Genomic DNA, 19393 nt, shown 5'->3' with positions numbered 1-19393 from the left:
CAAACGCGACCACTGCCGGGGCAAACCCGGCCGGACCTCGGCCATCGCGGGACCGGCTAATCTGTCCCGGTGAACGATCGATCGGGGGTCGCGGAACCGGCCGAGCAGCCCGTCCCCACAGCCGACGCGCGCCCCGGGTCGAACAGCGACGACACCGGGCTCGGCAAGGAGCCCGCGCGCGGGCTGTCGCCGCGCCAGATGCGCTGGCTGACCGGCGCGATCGCGCTGTTCGTGATCTACGCGGTCATCGCCCCGCTGGTGCACTGGTGGGACGGCTATATCGACCTCCAGGTCTATCGCAACGGCGCCCGGGTCTGGCTCGACGGCGGCGAGCTCTACGGCCCGATGCCCGAGGTGTTCGGCATCGGTCTGCCGTTCACCTATCCCCCGCTGGCAGCGCTGCTGTTCGCACCGCTCGCGCTGATGCCGCTCGGGCTGGCCGAGATCGTGGTGTTGGCCACATCCGTGCTGAGCCTCGGCATCACGCTGTGGCTGGTGCTGTCGCGGATCCGCCCGGAACTGGATCGAATGACGGTGCTGGCGGCGGTCATCTCGGCGGTCGCGGTGGCCGGTTTCTTCGAGCCGGTGCGCCAGACCTACTCCTTCGGCCAGATCAATCTGGTGCTGATGGCCGCGGTCGCGCTGGACTGCCTGGTGCGCAAACCCTTCTGGCCGCGCGGCATGCTCATCGGCATCGCCGTCTCGGTGAAATTGATCCCCGCCGGGTACCTGCTGTATTTCCTGTTGCGCAAGGACTGGAAGGCGGCGGGCACGCTGATCGCCTCCGCTGTCGGCGCGGTCGGGCTCGGGTTCCTGATCTTCCCCAGCGATTCGGTGGAGTACTGGTTCCACACCCTCGCCGACACCGGACGGATCGGCCCGCCCTATTACGCGGGCAACCAATCGCTGAAGGGACTGGCCTTCCGGCTCGGCGTCTCCGATTCCCTGGCGACGCTGATCTGGATCTCGTTGTCGCTGATCGCGATCGGCCTGGCGGCGCTGTGGATGCGCAGGCTCATCGAGGCCGGCGCCTCGGTGGCCGCGCTCATGGTGAACGCGGCCGCCATCCTGCTGGTCTCGCCGGTGTCGTGGTCGCACCACTGGGTGTGGGTCGCGCCCGCGCTGCTGGTGACCGCCGACGCCATCGCCCGCGGCAGGCGCAACCCGCTGCTGATCGGCGCCGTCACCGCGATGACGGTGATGTTCCTGATCGGGCCGCACTGGCTGCTCCCGCATGAGGCCGACCGAGAACTCGACTGGGCCTGGTGGCAGCAGATCATCGGCAGCGGTTACGTGATCACCACCTTCGCGGTGTTCGTGATCGCCGTGCTGACCTACCGTCCTGCGGTCTCCGGGGTGAAGAAGGCGGCGAGCGCCGCGGCGTAGGCGCCCACATCGTCGGCGCCCATCAGTTCGCGCGCCGAATGCATGGCGAGCTGGGGCGCCCCGACGTCCACGGTGGGCATGCCGGTGCGCGCGGCCGTCATCGGGCCGATGGTCGAACCGCACGGCAGATCGGCGCGATGCACATAGCGTTGCAGCGGCACCTCGGCCTGGTCGCAGGCCAGCGCGAACGCCCCCGCGCCGGTGGCATCGGTGGCGTAGCGCAGGTTCTGGTTCACCTTGAGCACCGGGCCGCCGTTGATCTCGATGCGGTGCGCGGGCTCGTGCCGGTCCGGATAGTTCGGATGGGTCGCGTGGGCCATATCGCCGGAGGCGCAGATCGAACCGGCCAGCGCCGCCAGGTATTCGGCCCGGCCACCGCCGCGGGTGAGCACGATGCGTTCCAGCACCGTCGCCAGCAGATCCGATTGGGCGCCGCGGTCGGACTGGCTGCCCACCTCTTCGTGATCGAACATGGCGAGCACCGGCACCGCCGCGCCCGGGGTATCGATGGCGGCGAGGAAGGCGCGCAGGCCCGCGTAGCAGGTGCCCTGGTTGTCCAGGCGCGGCGCGCTCACCAGATCGCGGTCGCGGCCGACCAGCCGGCTCGGGTCGAGGTCGTGGGTCATCAGTTCCCAGCCGAGCACGGCGTCCGGCGCGATACCGGCATGCTCGGCGACGTAGGCGATGAACGAGCGCGGTTCGGAGCCGACACCCCAGATGGCGTTCACATGCCGCTGCGGATCCAGCGTCACCCCGCGCCTGTCCTCGGACAGGTGGATCGCCAGCTGCGGCACCCGCAGGATCGGCTCGTTGATGCGAACCAGCCGCTGGCCGACGGTATCGCCCTCGCGCACACTCAACCGCCCGGACAGGCCGAGCTCACGATCGAGCCAGGAATTCAGCCAGGCGCCACCGTACGGCTCGAGGCCGACCAGCTGCCAGCCCGCCGAGCTCAGGTCCGGATGCTGCTTGACCCGCAGATTGGGGCTGTCGGTATGCGCGCCGACCACCCGGAACGGCGCCCCCGCCGCGGGGTCGTGATCGGCCCACGCCACCAGCGATCCGCCGCGCACCACGTAATGCCTGCCGCGCCCGCCCGCCGACCAGGCCGAGGCCTCATCGAGCCGGGTGAACCCGTGCTCGTCGAGATCCTGTGCGACCGTATGGCACACGTGGAACGGTGACGGCGACTCATCGATGAAGGCACACAGCCCGGCGGCCGAGGCCGCGGTGGAGGAAACCGGCATACCGCGATCCTAGGCGTGCCGAGGGCGACCCGGCCGTCGAGATCAGGCCGAGACGAGTGTGTCCAGCACGGAGAGGAACAGGCCGAGGCCGTCGTCACTCGGGCCGGTGAGCGGCTCGGTGGCGTGCTCCGGGTGCGGCATCAGTCCGACGACGCGGCGATTGGCCGAGGTGATGCCCGCTATCCCGCGCTGCGAACCGTTCGGGTTGTCGCCGGCGTAGCGGAACACCACGCGGCCCTCACCCTCGAGCTCGTCGAGCACGGCGTCGGAGGCCTGGAAGCGGCCCTCACCGGACTTCAACGGCACCAGGATCTGCGCGCCCGGCTCGTACCGCGAGGTCCAGGCCGTGTCCACGGCCTCGACACGCAACCATTCGTCACGGCAGATGAAGTGCAGGCCCTCGTTGCGGGTGAGGGCGCCGGGCAGCAGGCCCGCCTCGCACAGCACCTGGAAGCCGTTGCAGATGCCGAGCACCGGCATGCCGTTCTCGGCCGCGCGCACCACTTCACCCATGACCGGGGCGAAGCGGGCGATCGCACCGGCGCGCAGGTAATCGCCGTAGGAGAAACCACCGGGCACGATGACGGCGTCGACCTGCTTCAGATCGGCATCGGCATGCCACAGGCTGACCGCCTCGGCGCCGGCCAGCCGGACCGCGCGGGCGGCGTCGACGTCATCGAGCGTGCCGGGAAAGGTGATGACCCCGATGCGCGCTGTCATGAGACGCGGACCACCTTCCACTCCTCGATGACGGTGTTGGCCAGCAGCGATTCCGCGATCTGCGCGAGTTCGTCGTCGCTGACGTCATCGCCGACCTCGAGTTCGAATCGCTTGCCCTGCCGGACGTCCGAGACTCCCTGGAATCCCAGGCGCGGAAGTGCGCCGACAATGGCCTGACCCTGCGGATCCAGGATCTCGGCCTTCGGCATCACCTCGACGACGACTCGTGCCACGCGTTGCTCCTCGAGTGGTGGTGGGGGTTACCTGAACAGCGTAGTTGGCGGGCGCGACCGGCGCGGTGCCGGGTTGGGTGTGTGGTGCGCCGTGACGCGGCCCATAGCGGACGTCCGCCTGCCGACCCGCCGCGATGCTGGAGCGGATGCGCGACTGCGCCTAACGTAGCCGTATGCGCATTGCCCACTTCGGTCATTCCTGCATCCTCGTGGAGTTGCACGGCAGAAAGATCCTGTTCGATCCGGGCACCTTCGCTCACGGTTTCGAGGGTCTCACCGGACTGGACGCCATTGCGATCACCCATCAGCACCCCGACCACATCGACCCGAACCGGATCGAGGCGCTGATCGACGCCAACCCGGACGCCCGGTTGTTCAGCGACCCGCAGACCGCCGACCAGCGCGGCGGCCGCTGGGAGGCGGTGCACGCGGGCAATGTCATCGACCTCGACGGCCTGCGGATCACCGGCGGCGGCGGACGTCACGCCGTCATCCATCCGGAGATCCCCGTCATCGACAACACCGTCTTCCAGCTCGGCACCCCCGACGACCCGGCCCAGCTCGTGCACCCCGGCGATTCCCTGTGGGTCCCGCCCACCCCCGTCGGCGTCCTCGCCCTGCCCGCCGTCGCCCCCTGGATGAAGATCAGCGAGGCCGTCGACTACCTGCGCGCCGTAGCCCCGCGCACCGCCATCCCCATCCACTACGGCATCATCGCCGCCGAAGCCCAGGGCATCTACTTCGGCCGACTCTCCGAAATGGGCCCGGCGGGCACCGAATTCCGCGTCATCCAGCCGGAGGACTCCGCCGACCTGTGAGCGCATCGTCCCAGGCACGCTGTGCGAACCTGAACCCATGAGCGTCGGCACGGTGACCCAGTGGCACAACGACAAGGGCTGGGGCGTGATCGACTCCCCCGACACCGCCGGTGGCTGCTGGTTCCACTACTATGCCTGCCGGGCCACCGATGTGCGGCCGCGGCGGGAACCCCCGCACTGGACCGTGCGGATCCACCCGGCGCGGTAGTGCCTGCTCAGCGGGTGTAGGTGGATAGGAACAGTGCCTCGGCCAGGGCCAGGTGTTCGATTTCGGTGGGGTCGACGCTTTCGTTGGGCGCGTGGATCAAGCACTGTGGTTCCTCGACGCCGAGGAGCATGATCTCGGCGTCGGGGTAGGTATCGGCGAAGACATTGCACAGCGGGATCGAACCGCCCTGGCCCTGGGTGGTGGCGGGGCGGCCGTAGGCGGCGGCGAGGGCGGATTCCATGGCGGTGCGGGCGGGCCCGCCGCTGCCGGAGCGGAACGGAGCACCGGTGGCTTCCAGCTCGACGGTGAGTTTCGCCTGCCACGGGGTGTGCGCTTCGAGATGCGCGACCAGTGCCCGGTGGGCCTGATCCGGGTCGGTGCCCGGTGGGATGCGCAGGTTGAGGCGGGCGCGGGCGATGGGCTGGACGGCAGCCGAGGAGCCGACCACCTTGGGCGCGTCGATACCGAGCACCGTGAGCGCCGGGCGGGCCCAGAGCATGTCGGCCACCGTGCCGTCGCCGAGCAGGCCGACGCCGGAGAGCACCCCGGCATCGGTACGGAACTGATCCTCGGGATACTGCACGCCGGCCCAGGTTTCGTCATTGGGCAGACCGTCGACGGTGGTGTTGCCGTGTTCGTCGCGCAGTGAATCCAGCAGGCGGATCAATGCCGCCAGCGCATCCGGCGCCGGCCCGCCGAACATGCCCGAATGCACCGGCCCGGCCAGGGTTTCCACCGTCACCACCACGTTGACGTTGCCGCGCAGCGTTTCGGTGAACGTCGGCACTCCGACCGCGAAATTCCCGCTGTCGCACACCAGGATCGCATCCGCCCGCAGCAGCTCCGGATTCGCCTCCACGAACCGCTCCAGCCCGCCGGTCCCCTGTTCTTCCGAGCCCTCCGCGACCAGCGTGACCCCCACCGGCAGCTCGGTGCCCAGGGCCCGCAACGCCGTCAGGTGCATGACGATATTGCCCTTGCAGTCGGCGGCACCGCGCCCGTACCAGCGCCCGTCCTTCTCGGTGAGCTCCCACACCGGAGTGCGCCAGGCCGCATCGTCGAGCGGCGGCTGCACGTCGTAGTGGCAGTACAGCAGCACCGTCGGCGCACCGGGCGGGGCCGGCCGCGAGGCGATCACCGCCTTGCTGCCGTCGGGTGTTTCGTGCAGACCGACCCGGGTGAGCCCGACCGCGGCGAACGCGTCGGCCACCCAGTGCGCGGCGCGGTCGCATTCCTCGGCCGGGAACTGCCGCGGATCGGCCACCGATTTGAACGCCACCAGCTGCGCGAGATCGGTGCGCGCCTGCGGCATCTGCTCGGCGACACGTTTACGCAGTTCGGTGACGCGGGCTTGGTCGGAAGTCATCGCCTTCTCACTTCGTTGTTTCGTCGAACTTCATGTCCCCCACGTGCTTTCGATACTCGTCGAGATGCTCTGGACAATAGGTGGCGATGGCGAGTTCGACCGCACGCACCACCTCGCCGGAACCGATCACCGGCCGCTGCCCGGGTCCGCCCGCGCCAGTGCTGATGGCCTGCTGGTACCTGGCCCGGATCAGCGGCGAGGACGGGTCCTGGCAGACGATGCCGCCGTCGCGCCCGAGCGAATTCGCGATGACCTGCGGGTCGGGCGCGGGCAGGCCGGCGGCGACCAGTTCGTCGTGCAGCTGCCCGGCCAGCACGTCGGCCTGGTGATCGTCGCGAATCCGGTCGAACTGGGCGAGCCCGAACAGGGCGAACGTGCACAACAGCACCACCGCGGTGATGTAGATGATGCGGCGCTTGCGGTCGGGCGCGTCCCCGGTCTCCGGCCCGTTCATGCCGTCACCTCCGGCGCCGCGATCTTCCAGCTCTCCCGCCGGAATCGGTAGAACAGGTACGGGATCAGCAGGCCGACGATCCCGAGCCCGCCGGCGACGATCAGCACATAGACGAAGGTGTTACCGCCGCCGAACTGCGAGGGCGGCACGAACCCGATGACGAACGCCGCCACCGACGACACCGCCCCCAGCACGCACAGCCCGACCAGGCCCGGCGCGCGATACCCGCGCGGATGATCCGGCTGCGTGCGCCGCAATCGGACGGCTGCCGCGAACATCAGCACATACATGATCAGATACACCTGCGTGGTGATGACCGACAGAATCCAGTAGGCGCTCGACACATTAGGGATGAACGCGTACAGCAGCGCGATCAAGGTGGTGAACACGCCCTGCGCGACGAGCATGTTCTGTTGCACCCCATGAGCATTCGTTCTGGTGAGGATCGGCGGCAGATAGCCCTCGGACCGCCCGATGAGCAACAGTCCCTTCGACGGGCCGGCCAGCCACGTCAGCATCCCGCCGAGCGCCGCGGCCACCAGCGCGATGCCGACGATCGGGGTCAGGAAGTCGATCCCGAAATGCCCGAAGAATCCGTCGAAGGCCTGCATCACGCCGGCGGTCAGGCTCAGGTTCGCCGCGGGCACCACCCAGCTGATCGCCAGGGCGGGCAGGATGAAGATCAGCAGCACCAGCCCCGACGCCAGGAACATCGCCCGCGGGAATTCCCGTCCGGGATTGCGCAGGCTGGACACGTGCACCGCGTTCATTTCCATCCCGGCATAGCTGAGGAAGTTGTTCACGATCAGCACCAGGCTGGCCAGCCCCGCCCATGCGGGTAGCAGATGCCCGCCGTCCATCGGCGCGGCGGAAGCATTGCCCTGCGCGAGGAACACCAATCCCAGCAGCACGAGCACGGTCCCGGGAATCAGAGTCCCGATCACCAGGCCCATGCTCGACAGCCCCGCCACCGTTTTGGTGCCCTGCGAGGAGATGTAGACCCCGGCCCAGTACACGGTGATGATGACGATCGCGACGTACACACCGTTGGACGCCAGCGACGGATGGATGATGTAGGCGAAAGTGCTTGCCACATAGGCCAGCAGGCTCGGGTAGTAGAAGATCGTCATCGCGAACTGGCACCACACCGCGAGGAAGCCCAGCGGCTTGGACAGCCCGTCGCCGACCCAGCGGTACACCCCGCCCTGCCAGCCCGAGGCGAGTTCGGCCGCCACCAGCGAGGTCGGCAGCAGGAACAGCAGCGCGGGAACGAGATAGAGGAAAACGCAGGCCAGCCCGTAGACGGCCATGGTGGGCGCCGACCGCAGGCTGGCCACCGAGCTGGTGGTCATCAGCGCCAGGGTCACCCAGGTGATGTATTTGGTGGTGGTAGCGCCTGTGGTGGTAGCGGTCACCGCTCCCTCCTGCCTGCTCGGTACGTCCGATCCAGCAATCGAGAAGCGGCCGCCGGCTCGCCGCCGTGACCACTGTGGCATGAAACCGTGCGGCTATCGGTAGGTTTCGGGCTATCAACGCGCAACCATCACCCAAATCGTGACCAGGGGCGAAGACGTCGCCGCCCCTCGATCGCCGAACCGGGGCGGCGACGTCTCATGCCGCCCGCGCCGCGGTGAACGGTTGCCAGCGATATACCTCGCTGACCGCACCGTGGTAGAGGGCGAGGTCGACGGCGTCGAGCATGGCCTGACGTGGCCCGGGACGGCTCAGCTGCGCACCCGAAACGGCCAGGCGCAGCACACCGCCGCGACGCGCGGTACGTGCGGCGCCCATCACCAGCGCCCGGCACCACCACGGTTCGGCCCGGAAACCCTCACCGATCCCGTACACCCTGGCCTTCTGCGCGATATCGCGTTCCAGGTCGAGCATGGTCGTCAGGCCGAGCGCGAGCCGGAAACCCACCTGCGGCAGCGCCGCGATGGCACCGGCCGAGGCATCCCAGCGCGGCGCGGCGAACAACCGGGTACGCAGGCCGACCTGCTCGAGCACCCGGTCGGCGGCGGTCAACCGCAGCAATGCCTCGTGTTTGGGCAGGGTCGCGAATTCCGCGCGCCTGCGTTTGGTGGCGGCCTGGTCGTACCCGTGCAGCACGATGGCATCACCCTCGGCGCGCCTGCCACGCAGCCAGGCCTGCGTGGCCGGGTCGTCCACCAGGCGGTATTTGCCCTTCAACCGTGGCGCCACCAGCAGCGACAGCCGCACGTCACGCCGATCCATTTCCGCGGCGAACTCGATCGCCGCATCCCGGGTGGTGTCCCGGATACCGGAAACCGACACGATCAGCTCAGCGTTCATGAACCCACGGTGGCAGCCGCAGATGTATTCGGCGTGCTGTGCGGATGACCGCCCGACGAACTGTCTACCTGGTCATTCGGCTGTATCCGATCGCGACTGATCCGAGCCCTGCGTGGTGACGCTGCGCTACCGCCTCCGGGCCTGACCGGATCAGCCGCCCAAACCGACGGTGTCGAGCACCCAGGCGTACTCGAACGCCACTTCCTTCCACTTCTCGTACCGCCCGCTGACGCCGCCGTGGCCCGCGCTCATCTCCGTCTTGAGCAGGATCGGCGCGTCGCCGGTCGCCGTGGCACGCAGCTTGGCGACCCATTTCGCCGGCTCCACATACAGCACGCGGGTGTCGTTGATGCTGGTGATCGCCAGGATGGCCGGATAGTCCTTGGCCTCGACGTTCTCATACGGCGAGTAGGACTTCATGTAGTCGTAGACGTCCTTGTCGGCCAGCGGGTTGCCCCATTCGTCCCATTCGATGACGGTGAGCGGCAGCGACGGATCGAGGATCGAGGTCAGCGGGTCGACGAAGGGCACATTCGCGAGGATGCCCGCGAACAGCTCCGGCGCCAGATTCGCCACCGCGCCCACCAGCAGCCCGCCGGCGCTGCCGCCGTCGGCGATCATCCGATCGGCGGCGGTAACGCCCTTGTCGATGAGATGACGGGCGCAGGCCACGAAGTCGGTGAAGGTGTTCTTCTTGGTGAGGGTCTTGCCGTTCTCGTACCAGAGCCGGCCCATCTCGCCGCCGCCGCGCACATGCGCGACCGCGAACACCATGCCCCGGTCCAGCAGCGACAGCCGGGAGACCGAGAACGACGGATCCATGCTGGCCTCGTAGGAGCCGTAGCCGTACAGCAGCAGCGGCTTCGGCGCGGTGACGTCGAGATCCTTGCGCTTGATCACCGAGATCGGGATGCGGGTGCCGTCCTCGGCCACCGCCCAATCCCGGTGCTGCTCATAATCGTCCGGGTCGTAGCCGCCGAGCACCGGCTGCTCCTTGCGCAGCAGCAGCTCGCCGGTGGCGGGCACGTAGTCGAACACCTGCATCGGTGTGATGAACGAGGTGACGCCGAGGCGCAGCGTCGGCTGCGTCCACTCCGGGCTGGCGCCGACACCGGCGGCGAACAGTTCCAGCCCGAAGTCGAGCTCGCGCAGTTCGCCGTAGCCGTCGGGGCCGAGCGGCCAGACCGCGACCCGGCTCAGCGCCTCGCGCCGGTAGCTGAGCACGAGGTGCCCGGCGAAAGCATCGACGTCTTCCAGGCGCACATCGTCGCGGTGGTCGATGAGCACGGTCATCTCCGCCGGATCGTCCACCGGGGCCTCGGCGAGGACGAAGTTCTCGGCCTTGCGGCCCGCGCCCGACTTGCCCTCAGGAATAACGTCGTTGTGCAGGATCAGGAACCGGTCGTGGCCCGCGATCACCGCATGTTCGGCGGAGTACTCCACGCCCTCACGACGCGGCAGCAGCACCCGGAATTCGCCCTCCGGGTCGTCCGATTCCAGCACCCAGCCCTCGGTGGTGATCTTGGAGCCGACCCAGATCATCAGGTACTTCTCCGAGCGGGTGGCCCCGACGCTGACCCAGTAGCGCTCGTCGGGCTCGTGGAAGACCTTCACATCGGCGTCGGTGGCGGTGCCGAGGCGGTGCCGCCAGACGGTGTCGGGGCGCCAGGATTCGTCGACGGTCTGATAGAAGACGTGCGTGCCGTCCAGCGACCAGGTGGCGCCGGGCGCGGTGCGCGGAATCTCGTCCCCGAGCAGCTCGCCGGTGCGCAGATCCTTGATCCGCAGGGTGTAGCGCTCGTCGCCCTGGGTGTCCACCGAGAACGCCAGCAGGTTGCCGTCGTAGCTGAGCGAGAAGGCGCCGAGGGCGAAGAAGTCGTGTCCTTCGGCGAGGGCGTTGCTGTCCAGCAGCACCTGTTCGCCCTCGATCTCGGTGCCGGCCTCGAGCTTCGGCGGGGTCCAGGCGTCGATGCCCGTCGCGGCGGCGTCGATCGGACAGCGGCAGTGCACCCCGTACTGCTTGCCCTCGAAGCTGCGCGAGTAGTACCAGTAGTCGCCGACGCGGGTGGGCACCGACAGGTCGGTCTCCAGCGTTCTGGCCTTGATCTCGTCGAAGATCTTGTCCCGCAGCGGGCGCAGATGCGCCGTCTGGGCTTCGGTGTAGGCGTTCTCCGCCTCGAGATAGGCGATGACCTCGGGGTTGTCCTTGTCCCGCAGCCATTCGTAGTCGTCGACGAAGACGTCGCCGTGATGCACCCGCTCGGTGGGTACCGTCTTGGCGATCGGCGCCGCCACCGCCTGGTCGGTTGTCGATCCGCTACCACTGTCGAGAGCCATGCGCACCACCGTAGCCCGGACCGCCGGTGCACCGCCCGCCCGGATTCGGCGCGGACTCGGCGCCCGGCCCGGATCGCGGGTCCGAGCCCGGCGCGGATCGGCGCCCGTACATCAGACGACCGGCCCGCCACTCATGAGCAGCGGACCGGTCGGATGCGGGGCTCAGGCGCCGAGAGCGGGCCCGATCGTCGACCACGAGGCGTGCAGCGTGTCCTGCCAGTACGACCAGGAGTGTGTGCCGACGGGGCTGTAGTCGATGCGCGCCGGGATGCGCGCGGCACGCAACTTCTGTTCGAACGCGACCGTGCACAAGTTCACACCCAGCTCGACCGGGCCACCGAGGAAGATGTTCTCCGCCAGCTGCGGCTTGATCTCGGCTTCGTGCGGCCCGGGGATGCCGGTGCCGGTGGACAGGTAGAGCGTTTTGCCGCGCAGCCGCTCCAGCATCAGCGCGGGATCGTGCTCGGCCCAGGCCGGGCTGCCGGGCGGGCCCCACATGTTCAGCGGATTGCCGCCGCGATTGGCGATGGAGAACATCACCGCCCCCTGCGCCATGGCGGTGTCGGGGCAGGCGCTGTACCCGGCGACGGCGCGATACAGCCCGGGATGACGCGCGGCGATGATGTAGGCGGCGTTACCGCCCATGGACAGGCCGCCGATACCGTTGACGCCGTTGCCGTTGAACTGGGCGTCGATGATCGGCGGCAGCTCCTGGGTCAGGAAGGTCTCCCACTTGTACCGGCCGAAACGCGGGTCGTCGGTGATCCAGTCGGTGTAGTAGCTGGCCTGCCCACCGACCGGAAGCACCACGTTGACGTTGCGGCCGGCGAAGAAGCGTTCGGCGTCGGTGGCATTGGTCCAGGTACTCTGGCCGACGCCGGGGTCGAGCCCGTCGAGCAGGTAGTACGAGCCGCGCGAACCGCCACCGGCCGGGTGCAACACCTGCACCTGGATGGTGCGGCCCATCGCGGCGGAGTCGATGAAGATCGCCGATCGGGTGGGGCTCAGCTCGTCGACGCGGACCAGTCGGGCCGCCGACGCCGGCGCGGGCTGCACCACCGCCGGGCCGATCAGTGCCGCCGCGAACGCCAGCACCACGGCAGCAATTCTTGCTTTACGCACTTCCCCTCCTGCATCAGCGCATGACAATGGGCTTCTAAACTAACCCAGGGTCGAGTTGCGAGTGATCATTTGAAGATTCGGCGTTTCGACAGCAAACTGCCCGGTACGTAACTGCTGTCACGCACGTAACAGCGGATGCGCGGATCAGCGCCCGAGCACACCCCTGATCGACGCAGCGAGATAGTCCAGATCCTCCCGATGCGGAGAGGTGGGCCTGGCCTGCAAGCCGAAACCGTCGCCGATGGTGCGCGGGATGACGTGCAGATGCACATGGAACACCTCTTGACCAGCGGCGACACCATCGGCCAGGAAGAAGTTCACCCCTTCGCAGGCCACCTCGCTTGCCCGCAGCGCGGCCGCCAGCTTCTGCCCCACCTGGAACAGCTTGCCGCCGATCTCCGGATCGAGTTCCTCCAGGCTGCGCGCCACCACCTTGGGCACCACCAGCAGATGTCCCGGCGTCAGCGGGCGGATATCCATGAAGGCGATGACGTCATCGTCCTCGTAGACGCGGCTGGCGGGCTCCTTGCCCGCGATGATGTCGGCGAAGATCGTGTAGGGATTCACCCGCCCACTATCGCTGCCGCCCGCCATCGAAATCCACCGGAACGTCGGCAACAGCCGCGCGGTCGGCGCGATCGCCGCGCGGTCAGCGAGATCTCAGAGAATCGGCGACGGCGTGTACCGGGCGGCCTCGGGATAGGCGGCGACGAGCTTGTCCACCTGCGCCACCACATCGCCGACCTGTGCGCCGGCGGCCCCGATGAACGCCGACTTGTCCGCCAGTGCGGCATCGAGCGCCGCCCGGTCCAGCGGCAGCCGGGAATCGGCGGCGAGACGGTCGAGCAGATCGGGTTCGCGGCCCTGTTCCCGCATGGCCAGCGCCACGGCCACCGCGTGTTCCTTGATCACCTCGTGCGCGGTCTCCCGGCCGACGCCGCTGCGCACGGCCGCCATCAGGATGCGGGTGGTGGCCAGGAACGGCAGGTAGCGGTCCAGTTCGCGGGAGATGACGGCCGGGTAGGCGCCGAATTCGGCGAGCACCGTCAGGAAGGTTTCCATCATGCCGTCGATGGCGAAGAAGGCGTCCGGCAGCGCGACCCGGCGCACCACCGAGCAGAACACGTCACCCTCGTTCCACTGCGCACCGGCGAGCTCGGCGGCCATCGACGCGTAACCGCGCAGCACCACCTGCAATCCGTTGACGCGCTCGCAGGAGCGGGTGTTCATCTTGTGCGGCATGGCCGAGGAGCCCACCTGGCCGGGCTGGAAGCCCTCGGTGACCAGCTCGTGGCCCGCCATCAGCCGGATGGTGTGCGCGAACGACGACGGCCCCGCACCCACCTGGACCAGCGCGGAGAGCACATCGTGGTCCAGCGAGCGCGGATACACCTGACCGACGCTGGTCAGCACGTTCGCGAAGCCGAGGTGGCGCGCCACCTGCTGTTCCAGCGTGGCCAGCTTGGCCGCGTCGCCGCCGAGTAGATCGAGCATGTCCTGGGCCGTCCCCATCGGGCCCTTGATGCCGCGCAGCGGGTAGCGGTCGATCAGTTCGCGCAGCCGGGTCAGCGCGATCAGCAGTTCGTCGGCGGCGGAGGCGAACCGCTTGCCCAGCGTGGTGGCCTGCGCGGCGACGTTGTGCGAGCGGCCCGCCATCACCAGCACCTGGTATTCGGCGGCACGTTCGGCCAGCCGGGCCGCGATGGCGACGCCGTGGGCGTGCACATGCTCGAGCGAGAGCCGGATCTGCAACTGCTCGACGTTCTCGGTGAGGTCGCGGCTGGTCATGCCCTTGTGCACGTGCTCGTGCCCGGCCAGCGCGTTGAACTCCTCGATCCTGGCCTTCACATCGTGGCGGGTGACGCGCTCACGCTCGGCGATGGAGGCCAGGTTCACCTGGTCGATGACGCGCTCGTAATCGGCGAGGACGCCGTCGGGCACGTCGATGCCGAGCTCGGACTGCGCCCGCAGCACCTCCAGCCACAGCCGCCGCTCGAGCACGATCTTGTTCTCGGGGGACCACAGGTGCACCAACTCGGGGCTGGCGTAGCGGGTGGCTAGGACGTTCGGGACGAGGCTCACGTCCGGTCAGTCTAGTGCTCGGAACCGGTCGACCTGCTGCGGCGTCGGCGGAGCGACGATGTCGATCACTTCGAGCAGCGCCCCGCGGGCCATCCGCCGCGGTTGCGGATCGCGTTCGGTGAGCGCCGCGACCACCGCGCCGTCGACCACCGCGACGACCCTGCGCAGCTGTTCGGTCCGCACCACCCGGTCGGAGCGGCGCAGCACGTCGGCGAGTAGTTCGTCGAGCTGGGCACGTAGTCGCTGTTGCACTTCCCGCAGTTCGGGGTGGCGCGCGGAGGCGACGGTGCGCTCGTAGCGGGCGATCAACTGCCCGCGCGCACCCTCGTCCTGACCGTCGGGGCCGATCAACAGGTCCAGTACCAGTTCGACGGTGGCTTCGGCGCCGCGCCTGCGGTGGCTCACCTCGCCGATCCGCCTGCGCATCGCTTCCAACTCGGCATTACCGCTGAACTCGACCGCCCGCGCGATCAGATCCTCCAGCGATTCGAAGTAGTAGGTGGTGGACGCCAGCGGCAGCTCTGCCCGGGTCGCGACGGAGCGATGCCGCACTGCATCGAACCCACCTTCGAGTAGGAGCTCGGCAGCGGCCGCTACCAGAGCTTGGCGACGCCGTTCGCCTTTCGGGGTCGTCGCGGTTATCACCGTGCCATCGTGCCAGTCATCATCAGTTCATCCGTGCGGAATCGGAAGGAATTAGCAGCCACCGATGTTTTTACCGCATCCGCGCGGCGATGGGGTCGTACTGTGCAAAGTTGTTGCCGGACACTATGTTCGACCGCCTGGTTAGTGCTCAGCGTCGCAGAAACCGGTCGAGCCGTTCCAGCGCGGCTTCGATGTCGGCGGTGGCGCCGGCGAACGAGAAGCGCACGGTGTGATTGCCGGCGACGGTGTCGAAATCCAGTCCGGGCGCCAGTGCGACCCCGGTATGTTCGAGCACCTCGGCGCACCAGGCGCGGGAATCGCCGGTGAGGTGGGCGATGTCGGCGTAGGCGTAGAAGGCGCCGTCGGCGGGCGCCAGATCGGTGATGCCCAGCTCGGCCAGGCCGTCCAGCAGCAGTTTTCGATTGGTCGCGTAGCGGCGGACGTGGCCGTCGAGTTCGGCTTTGGCCTCGGCGCCGAACGCGTGCAGCGCCGCGTACTGCGAGATGGCGGGCGGGCAGACGGTCATATTCGAGGCAAGTCGCTGCAAGGCGGGCCGCATATCCGTCGGCGCCAGCATCCAGCCCAGCCGCCAGCCGGTCATCGAGAAGTACTTCGAGACCGAGCCGATCACCACCGCCTCGCGGGAGGTCTCCCACGCCGACGCGGTGCGTTCGCCGCCGTAGGTGATGCCGTGATAGATCTCGTCGGAGATGAGCACGGTGCCGTTGGCCTCGCACCAGCGGGCGAGCGCGGCCAGCTCGTCGGGGTCGATCATGGTGCCGGTCGGGTTGGCCGGGCTGGCCACCACCAGGCCCTTCGGCGGCTGCGGCAGCGCCTCGAGCATGGCGACGGTGGGCTGGAAGCGGGTCTCGGCGCCGCAGTCGAGCTCCACCACCCGGCAGCCGAGCGCGGTCAAGGTGTTGCGGTAGGCCGGATAGCCGGGGCGGGCCACCACCACGGTGTCGCCAGGGTCGAAGGCGGCGAGGAAGACGAGGGTGAAGGCGCCGGAGGAACCGGTCGTCACCACTACGTCGTCGGGGTCGACCGGGTAGCCGTAGGTGCAGCGGTGGTGTTCGGCGATCGCGGCGCGCAGCGGGAGGATGCCGAAAGTTTCGGTGTAGCCGAGCAATTCGGCGTCGATGGCGATCTTGGTCGCGCGCAATACCGGCGCGGGCGCGGGCGTCGATGGCTGCCCGGCCGCGAGCACCAGCACATCACCGTGCGTCCTGGCTCGTTCCGCTGCGGCTTTCCAGACATCCATCACGTAAAAAGGTGGAATGGTCGACCGCCGAGATTCTGTGAACACCCGACAGACGGTAGAGCACACGCTCACCGCCGTCGGGCGATATGGTCGCACCTGATGCTCGAGAAGGCCCCCCGGTCGCCCCTCGACCAGGACTCCGCCGAAGAGCCCGCCACCGACGGCAACAAAGCCGGCGGCGCCGGGCTCGATGAACAGCGCCGAACGGACATCGCACCAGCAGCTCGGGAAGGCGCGCCCGCCGGCCGCACCTTCCGGCTCCCCCGATGGCGACGCCGGACTGCCGCGGCCACACCCGTCGCCGTGGCCGCGGACTCCCGAGGCGACGTCGAGACGCCCGCCGGCGCACCCGTTGACACCGGGGCCACGGACGCACCCGCCGACGATGCGCCAGCACGCGGCCCAGGCAACGCTGCGCCCGCCGACACCGCTGCTGTCGACGAACCCGCCGACACCGCTGCCGACAACGAACCCACCGACAACCCGGCCGACAACGAACCCACCGACAACCCGGCCGACAACGAACCCGCCGGCAGCTCGCCCGACGAGGAGCACCCCGACGCATCGGACCGTCTGCAAGACGTGCGCATGGTCGGCGGAGTCGTGCTCGCATCGGATTGGCGGGCCCGCGAGAAAACACAACGGCGCGGTCTGCGCAGGTTGTTCGCGTCTCGGATCGCACAGGCTCGGCAGCTGGCCGAGCGGTGGCCCTCCCGTGCGGATGTCAGGGCGCTGCTGGCCGAGCGCCCCACCCGCGAGGACCTGCGCGCACTGGCGGCGAAGCGCCCGACCGGCGACGAAGTACGCGCGACCTTACGCAAGCACCGGGTGCTGATCGGCGGCGTCACCGTCGTCGCATTGTTCGCCGCGGCCGATTCCAGCTTCACCGACCTGGTCTCCGACCGCGGGCCAGCACCGGGACAGGCGCAGCGGATCGCGGTGGCCTATCCCTGGCAGATGCAGACCACCACACCCTCGGTGCGGCGCTACCTCGATGCCGTCGACCACGGTGAACGCCTGCGCGAAGCGGCCGTGGTGGCCGCGGCGGCCCGCGCCACCCTGGAGCGCGCACGCAACGAAGCGGCGGCGGCCGCGGCGGGCGAACGTCAGCCGTGGATGGGCACGCCACCACCGCCTGCCATCACGATGACGCCCGGCGAGGTGCTGCCCGGCGGCATCGCACCCGGTGCGGGTGGCTTCGTGCTCCCTGCGATCGGCGTGTTCACCTCCGGGTTCGGGCAGCGCTGGGGCACCTTCCACAACGGCATCGACGTGGCAGGGCCGATCGGTACCCCGATCTACGCCGTCGCCAACGGCACCGTCATCGACGCGGGCCCCGCGCAGGGTTTCGGCCTGTGGGTGCGCATCCGCCACGATGACGGCAGCATCTCCGTCTACGGCCACATGTACGACTTCTTCGTCTCCGTCGGCGAACGCGTCCCGGCCGGCATGCAGATCGCCCGCATGGGCAACCGCGGCGACTCCACCGGCCCGCACCTGCATTTCGAGGTGATCGTCGGCGGACAGCACGTCGACCCGCAGCGCTGGCTGGCATTGCACGGGCTCACCTACAGCTGAGCACGGCCGACCGAGCCTCGGCTCGAGGTCACCTCCTGCACGATGGCCACGAGTCCCGGCCGGCACGCTCGACGGCCACGCAAGCCGAGAATCCGGGGCACATCCCGCTTGGCGACGACGCGGCAAGCGATCCCGGCGTCCCGCGCAGCGACGGTCGCGATGCGATGCGGCCCCGGGCGAACCGACACCGCTCGACAGCGCGCATCGCGGGAACGCCGACGTCCCCTACACGCTGATGCGGTCCTCGACGGCGGCCAGCCCGATATCGGTGCGGTAGTGGCTGCCGGGGAGCTTGATGCTCGCGATCCGCTCGTAGGCGGCGGTGCGCGCGGCGGCCAGATCGGCGCCGGTGCCGACGACGTTGAGCACCCGCCCACCGGCCGAAACCAGGGCGCCGTCCTCACGCTGCGCGGTGCCGGCGTGCAGCACGGTGGCCGCATCGTCGGCCGAGCCTTCGCCCGCACCGGTGATGACGTCGCCGAGCCTGGGCCGCCCGGGGTAGTTCTCGGCCGCGAGCACCACCGTGATCGCCGACCCGTCCTTCCAGCGCGGCGGCTGCACCTGCGCGAGGGTGCCGGTGGCGGTGGCGTACAGCAGCTCGCCGAGCGGGCTGTCCAGCAGTGCGAGCACCGCCTGGGTTTCCGGGTCGCCGAAGCGGCAGTTGAACTCGACGACCGCAGGGCCGTCCGCGCCGATGGCCAGGCCGGCGTAGAGCAGGCCGGAGAAACCACAGCCGCGGCGCACCATCTCGGCGGCGACCGGCTCCACCACATCGGTGACGATCGCGCGCGCCGTCTCCTCCGGCAGCCAGGGCAGCGGGGTGTAGGCGCCCATGCCGCCGGTGTTCGGCCCGGTATCGCCGTCGCCGACGCGCTTGTGGTCCTGCGCGGGCAGCAGCGGCACCACGGTTTCGCCGTCCACCAGGCAGAACAGCGACACTTCCGGCCCGTCGAGGAACGATTCGAACAGCACCGGATGGCCCTGCTCGAGCAGTTCGGCGCCGTGATCGCGGGCCGCGGAGCGGTCGGTGGTCACCACGACGCCCTTGCCCGCGGCCAGGCCGTCGTCCTTGACCACCCAGGTGGGGCCGAAGCGGTCCAGCGCGGCATCGAGCTCGGCCGGGGTATCGACCACCTCGCTGTGCGCCGTGCGCACACCCGCGGCGGCCATCACATCCTTGGCGAACGCCTTGGAGCCTTCGATCCTGGCCGCGGCCGCGGACGGGCCGAAGCAGGCGATTCCCGCCGCGCGCACCGCATCGGCGACGCCGAGCACCAGCGGCACCTCGGGACCGATCACGACCAGGTCGGCGGCCAGCTCGGTGGCCAGCGCGACCACGGCCTCGGCGGAACTGGGATCGACCGGACGGATCTGCGCGTGCTGGGCAATGCCGGCATTGCCCGGTGCGGCCAACACGGCCTGCACCGCGGGGTCGCGACGCAGAGCGAGGACGAGGGCATGTTCACGGGCTCCGGAACCGATGACGAGTACGCGCACGGCAGACAGCTTATAGGTGCATCGGTCCCGCTCCGCGTGTCAGGTTCGCGGCTCGCGGCGCCCGCCGCCCACACCCGCGAACCCACGTTCACCACGAACGTCGCAGGTCCGGCCCACCGACCCGCC

At 69.3% G+C, this 19393-nt stretch carries 18 protein-coding genes; 4 read left to right on the top strand and 14 right to left on the bottom strand.

Translation table 11 applies throughout. The features are described from left to right. Window positions 1-69: 69 nt before the first annotated feature. The gene (locus AC4HOU_RS13705; protein ID WP_490724574.1) at window positions 70-1386 is read left to right on the top strand and encodes a glycosyltransferase 87 family protein; all 1317 of its coding nucleotides are present in this window, start codon (window positions 70-72) and stop codon (window positions 1384-1386) included. On the opposite strand, the gene AC4HOU_RS13700 is transcribed toward AC4HOU_RS13705, so the two are convergent. The 3 genes from AC4HOU_RS13700 to purS are packed head-to-tail and all read right to left on the bottom strand — an operon-like array spanning window position 1335 to window position 3586. Next, the gene (locus tag AC4HOU_RS13700) at window positions 1335-2633 is read right to left on the bottom strand and encodes a M18 family aminopeptidase (protein ID WP_490724573.1); all 1299 of its coding nucleotides are present in this window, start codon (window positions 2631-2633) and stop codon (window positions 1335-1337) included. The two genes, AC4HOU_RS13705 and AC4HOU_RS13700, sit on opposite strands and share 52 nt — an antisense overlap. 42 nt (window positions 2634-2675) lie before the next feature. After that, on the bottom strand, window positions 2676-3353 hold the full coding sequence (purQ, locus tag AC4HOU_RS13695) for a phosphoribosylformylglycinamidine synthase subunit PurQ (protein WP_163817727.1): 678 nt from the start codon (window positions 3351-3353) through the stop codon (window positions 2676-2678). Next, window positions 3350-3586: a phosphoribosylformylglycinamidine synthase subunit PurS gene (purS, locus tag AC4HOU_RS13690; protein WP_036532785.1), complete on the bottom strand. Its 237-nt coding sequence runs from the start codon at window positions 3584-3586 to the stop codon at window positions 3350-3352. Before purS ends, purQ begins: the two co-directional genes overlap by 4 nt. Window positions 3587-3759: 173 nt before the next feature. Between purS and AC4HOU_RS13685 the strand changes: the two genes are divergently transcribed. Together AC4HOU_RS13685 and AC4HOU_RS13680 are read left to right on the top strand one after the other, a co-directional pair. Continuing rightward, complete coding sequence (locus AC4HOU_RS13685; RefSeq protein ID WP_195006935.1) at window positions 3760-4404, top strand: MBL fold metallo-hydrolase; 645 nt, start codon at window positions 3760-3762, stop codon at window positions 4402-4404. A 37-nt stretch (window positions 4405-4441) separates the two neighbouring features. Further along, complete coding sequence (locus tag AC4HOU_RS13680; RefSeq protein WP_195020558.1) at window positions 4442-4612, top strand: hypothetical protein; 171 nt, start codon at window positions 4442-4444, stop codon at window positions 4610-4612. Between the two features lie 7 nt (window positions 4613-4619). On the opposite strand, the gene AC4HOU_RS13675 is transcribed toward AC4HOU_RS13680, so the two are convergent. The 10 genes from AC4HOU_RS13675 to AC4HOU_RS13630 all read right to left on the bottom strand — a co-directional run bounded on the left by AC4HOU_RS13675 (window position 4620) and on the right by AC4HOU_RS13630 (window position 16237). Beyond that, window positions 4620-5978, bottom strand: a complete 1359-nt coding sequence (locus AC4HOU_RS13675) for a dipeptidase (protein ID WP_195020557.1) — start codon at window positions 5976-5978, stop codon at window positions 4620-4622. A gap of 7 nt (window positions 5979-5985) precedes the next feature. Next, window positions 5986-6432, bottom strand: a complete 447-nt coding sequence (locus tag AC4HOU_RS13670; RefSeq protein ID WP_163814031.1) for a hypothetical protein — start codon at window positions 6430-6432, stop codon at window positions 5986-5988. Continuing rightward, complete coding sequence (gene gadC, locus AC4HOU_RS13665) at window positions 6429-7847, bottom strand: glutamate/gamma-aminobutyrate antiporter GadC (protein WP_280212820.1); 1419 nt, start codon at window positions 7845-7847, stop codon at window positions 6429-6431. Before gadC ends, AC4HOU_RS13670 begins: the two co-directional genes overlap by 4 nt. Before the next feature lie 196 nt (window positions 7848-8043). After that, complete coding sequence (locus tag AC4HOU_RS13660) at window positions 8044-8745, bottom strand: DUF2334 domain-containing protein (protein ID WP_163814029.1); 702 nt, start codon at window positions 8743-8745, stop codon at window positions 8044-8046. Between the two features lie 150 nt (window positions 8746-8895). Next, complete coding sequence (locus AC4HOU_RS13655; RefSeq protein ID WP_195020555.1) at window positions 8896-11082, bottom strand: S9 family peptidase; 2187 nt, start codon at window positions 11080-11082, stop codon at window positions 8896-8898. 162 nt (window positions 11083-11244) lie between these two features. Beyond that, on the bottom strand, window positions 11245-12204 hold the full coding sequence (locus AC4HOU_RS13650; protein WP_490724572.1) for an alpha/beta hydrolase: 960 nt from the start codon (window positions 12202-12204) through the stop codon (window positions 11245-11247). 144 nt (window positions 12205-12348) lie between these two features. Next, a complete protein-coding gene (locus AC4HOU_RS13645) occupies window positions 12349-12771 on the bottom strand; it encodes an HIT family protein (RefSeq protein ID WP_163814055.1) in 423 nt (140 codons plus the stop codon). Window positions 12772-12864: 93 nt separating this feature from the next. Next, the gene (gene purB, locus AC4HOU_RS13640) at window positions 12865-14286 is read right to left on the bottom strand and encodes an adenylosuccinate lyase (RefSeq protein WP_163814026.1); all 1422 of its coding nucleotides are present in this window, start codon (window positions 14284-14286) and stop codon (window positions 12865-12867) included. A gap of 6 nt (window positions 14287-14292) precedes the next feature. Further along, on the bottom strand, window positions 14293-14931 hold the full coding sequence (locus AC4HOU_RS13635) for a TetR/AcrR family transcriptional regulator (protein WP_163814025.1): 639 nt from the start codon (window positions 14929-14931) through the stop codon (window positions 14293-14295). A 148-nt stretch (window positions 14932-15079) separates the two neighbouring features. Further along, complete coding sequence (locus tag AC4HOU_RS13630) at window positions 15080-16237, bottom strand: pyridoxal phosphate-dependent aminotransferase (protein WP_490724571.1); 1158 nt, start codon at window positions 16235-16237, stop codon at window positions 15080-15082. Window positions 16238-16291: 54 nt separating this feature from the next. Between AC4HOU_RS13630 and AC4HOU_RS13625 the strand changes: the two genes are divergently transcribed. Then, window positions 16292-17770, top strand: a complete 1479-nt coding sequence (locus AC4HOU_RS13625; protein ID WP_490724570.1) for a M23 family metallopeptidase — start codon at window positions 16292-16294, stop codon at window positions 17768-17770. A gap of 225 nt (window positions 17771-17995) precedes the next feature. On the opposite strand, the gene purD is transcribed toward AC4HOU_RS13625, so the two are convergent. Next, window positions 17996-19267 (bottom strand): phosphoribosylamine--glycine ligase, encoded by a 1272-nt coding sequence (purD, locus tag AC4HOU_RS13620; protein WP_490724569.1) that lies wholly within the window; start codon window positions 19265-19267, stop codon window positions 17996-17998. Window positions 19268-19393 lie beyond the last annotated feature (126 nt).

Source organism: Nocardia sp. JCM 38205, from assembly GCF_058222935.1.
The sequence above is the reverse complement of the archived record's forward strand: the minus strand, read 5'-3'. Positions and strand labels throughout refer to the sequence as shown.

What these genes read in the sequence shown, in the direction of transcription:
- AC4HOU_RS13700 (WP_490724573.1), bottom strand. Translation starts at nt 2,633, where the DNA reads ATGCCGGTTTCCTCCACCGCGGCCTCGGCCGCCGGGCTGTGTGCCTTC.
- purQ (WP_163817727.1), bottom strand. Translation starts at nt 3,353, where the DNA reads ATGACAGCGCGCATCGGGGTCATCACCTTTCCCGGCACGCTCGATGAC.
- AC4HOU_RS13685 (WP_195006935.1), top strand. Translation starts at nt 3,760, where the DNA reads ATGCGCATTGCCCACTTCGGTCATTCCTGCATCCTCGTGGAGTTGCAC.
- AC4HOU_RS13680 (WP_195020558.1), top strand. Translation starts at nt 4,442, where the DNA reads ATGAGCGTCGGCACGGTGACCCAGTGGCACAACGACAAGGGCTGGGGC.
- AC4HOU_RS13675 (WP_195020557.1), bottom strand. Translation starts at nt 5,978, where the DNA reads ATGACTTCCGACCAAGCCCGCGTCACCGAACTGCGTAAACGTGTCGCC.
- AC4HOU_RS13670 (WP_163814031.1), bottom strand. Translation starts at nt 6,432, where the DNA reads ATGAACGGGCCGGAGACCGGGGACGCGCCCGACCGCAAGCGCCGCATC.
- AC4HOU_RS13660 (WP_163814029.1), bottom strand. Translation starts at nt 8,745, where the DNA reads ATGAACGCTGAGCTGATCGTGTCGGTTTCCGGTATCCGGGACACCACC.
- AC4HOU_RS13655 (WP_195020555.1), bottom strand. Translation starts at nt 11,082, where the DNA reads ATGGCTCTCGACAGTGGTAGCGGATCGACAACCGACCAGGCGGTGGCG.
- AC4HOU_RS13625 (WP_490724570.1), top strand. Translation starts at nt 16,292, where the DNA reads ATGCTCGAGAAGGCCCCCCGGTCGCCCCTCGACCAGGACTCCGCCGAA.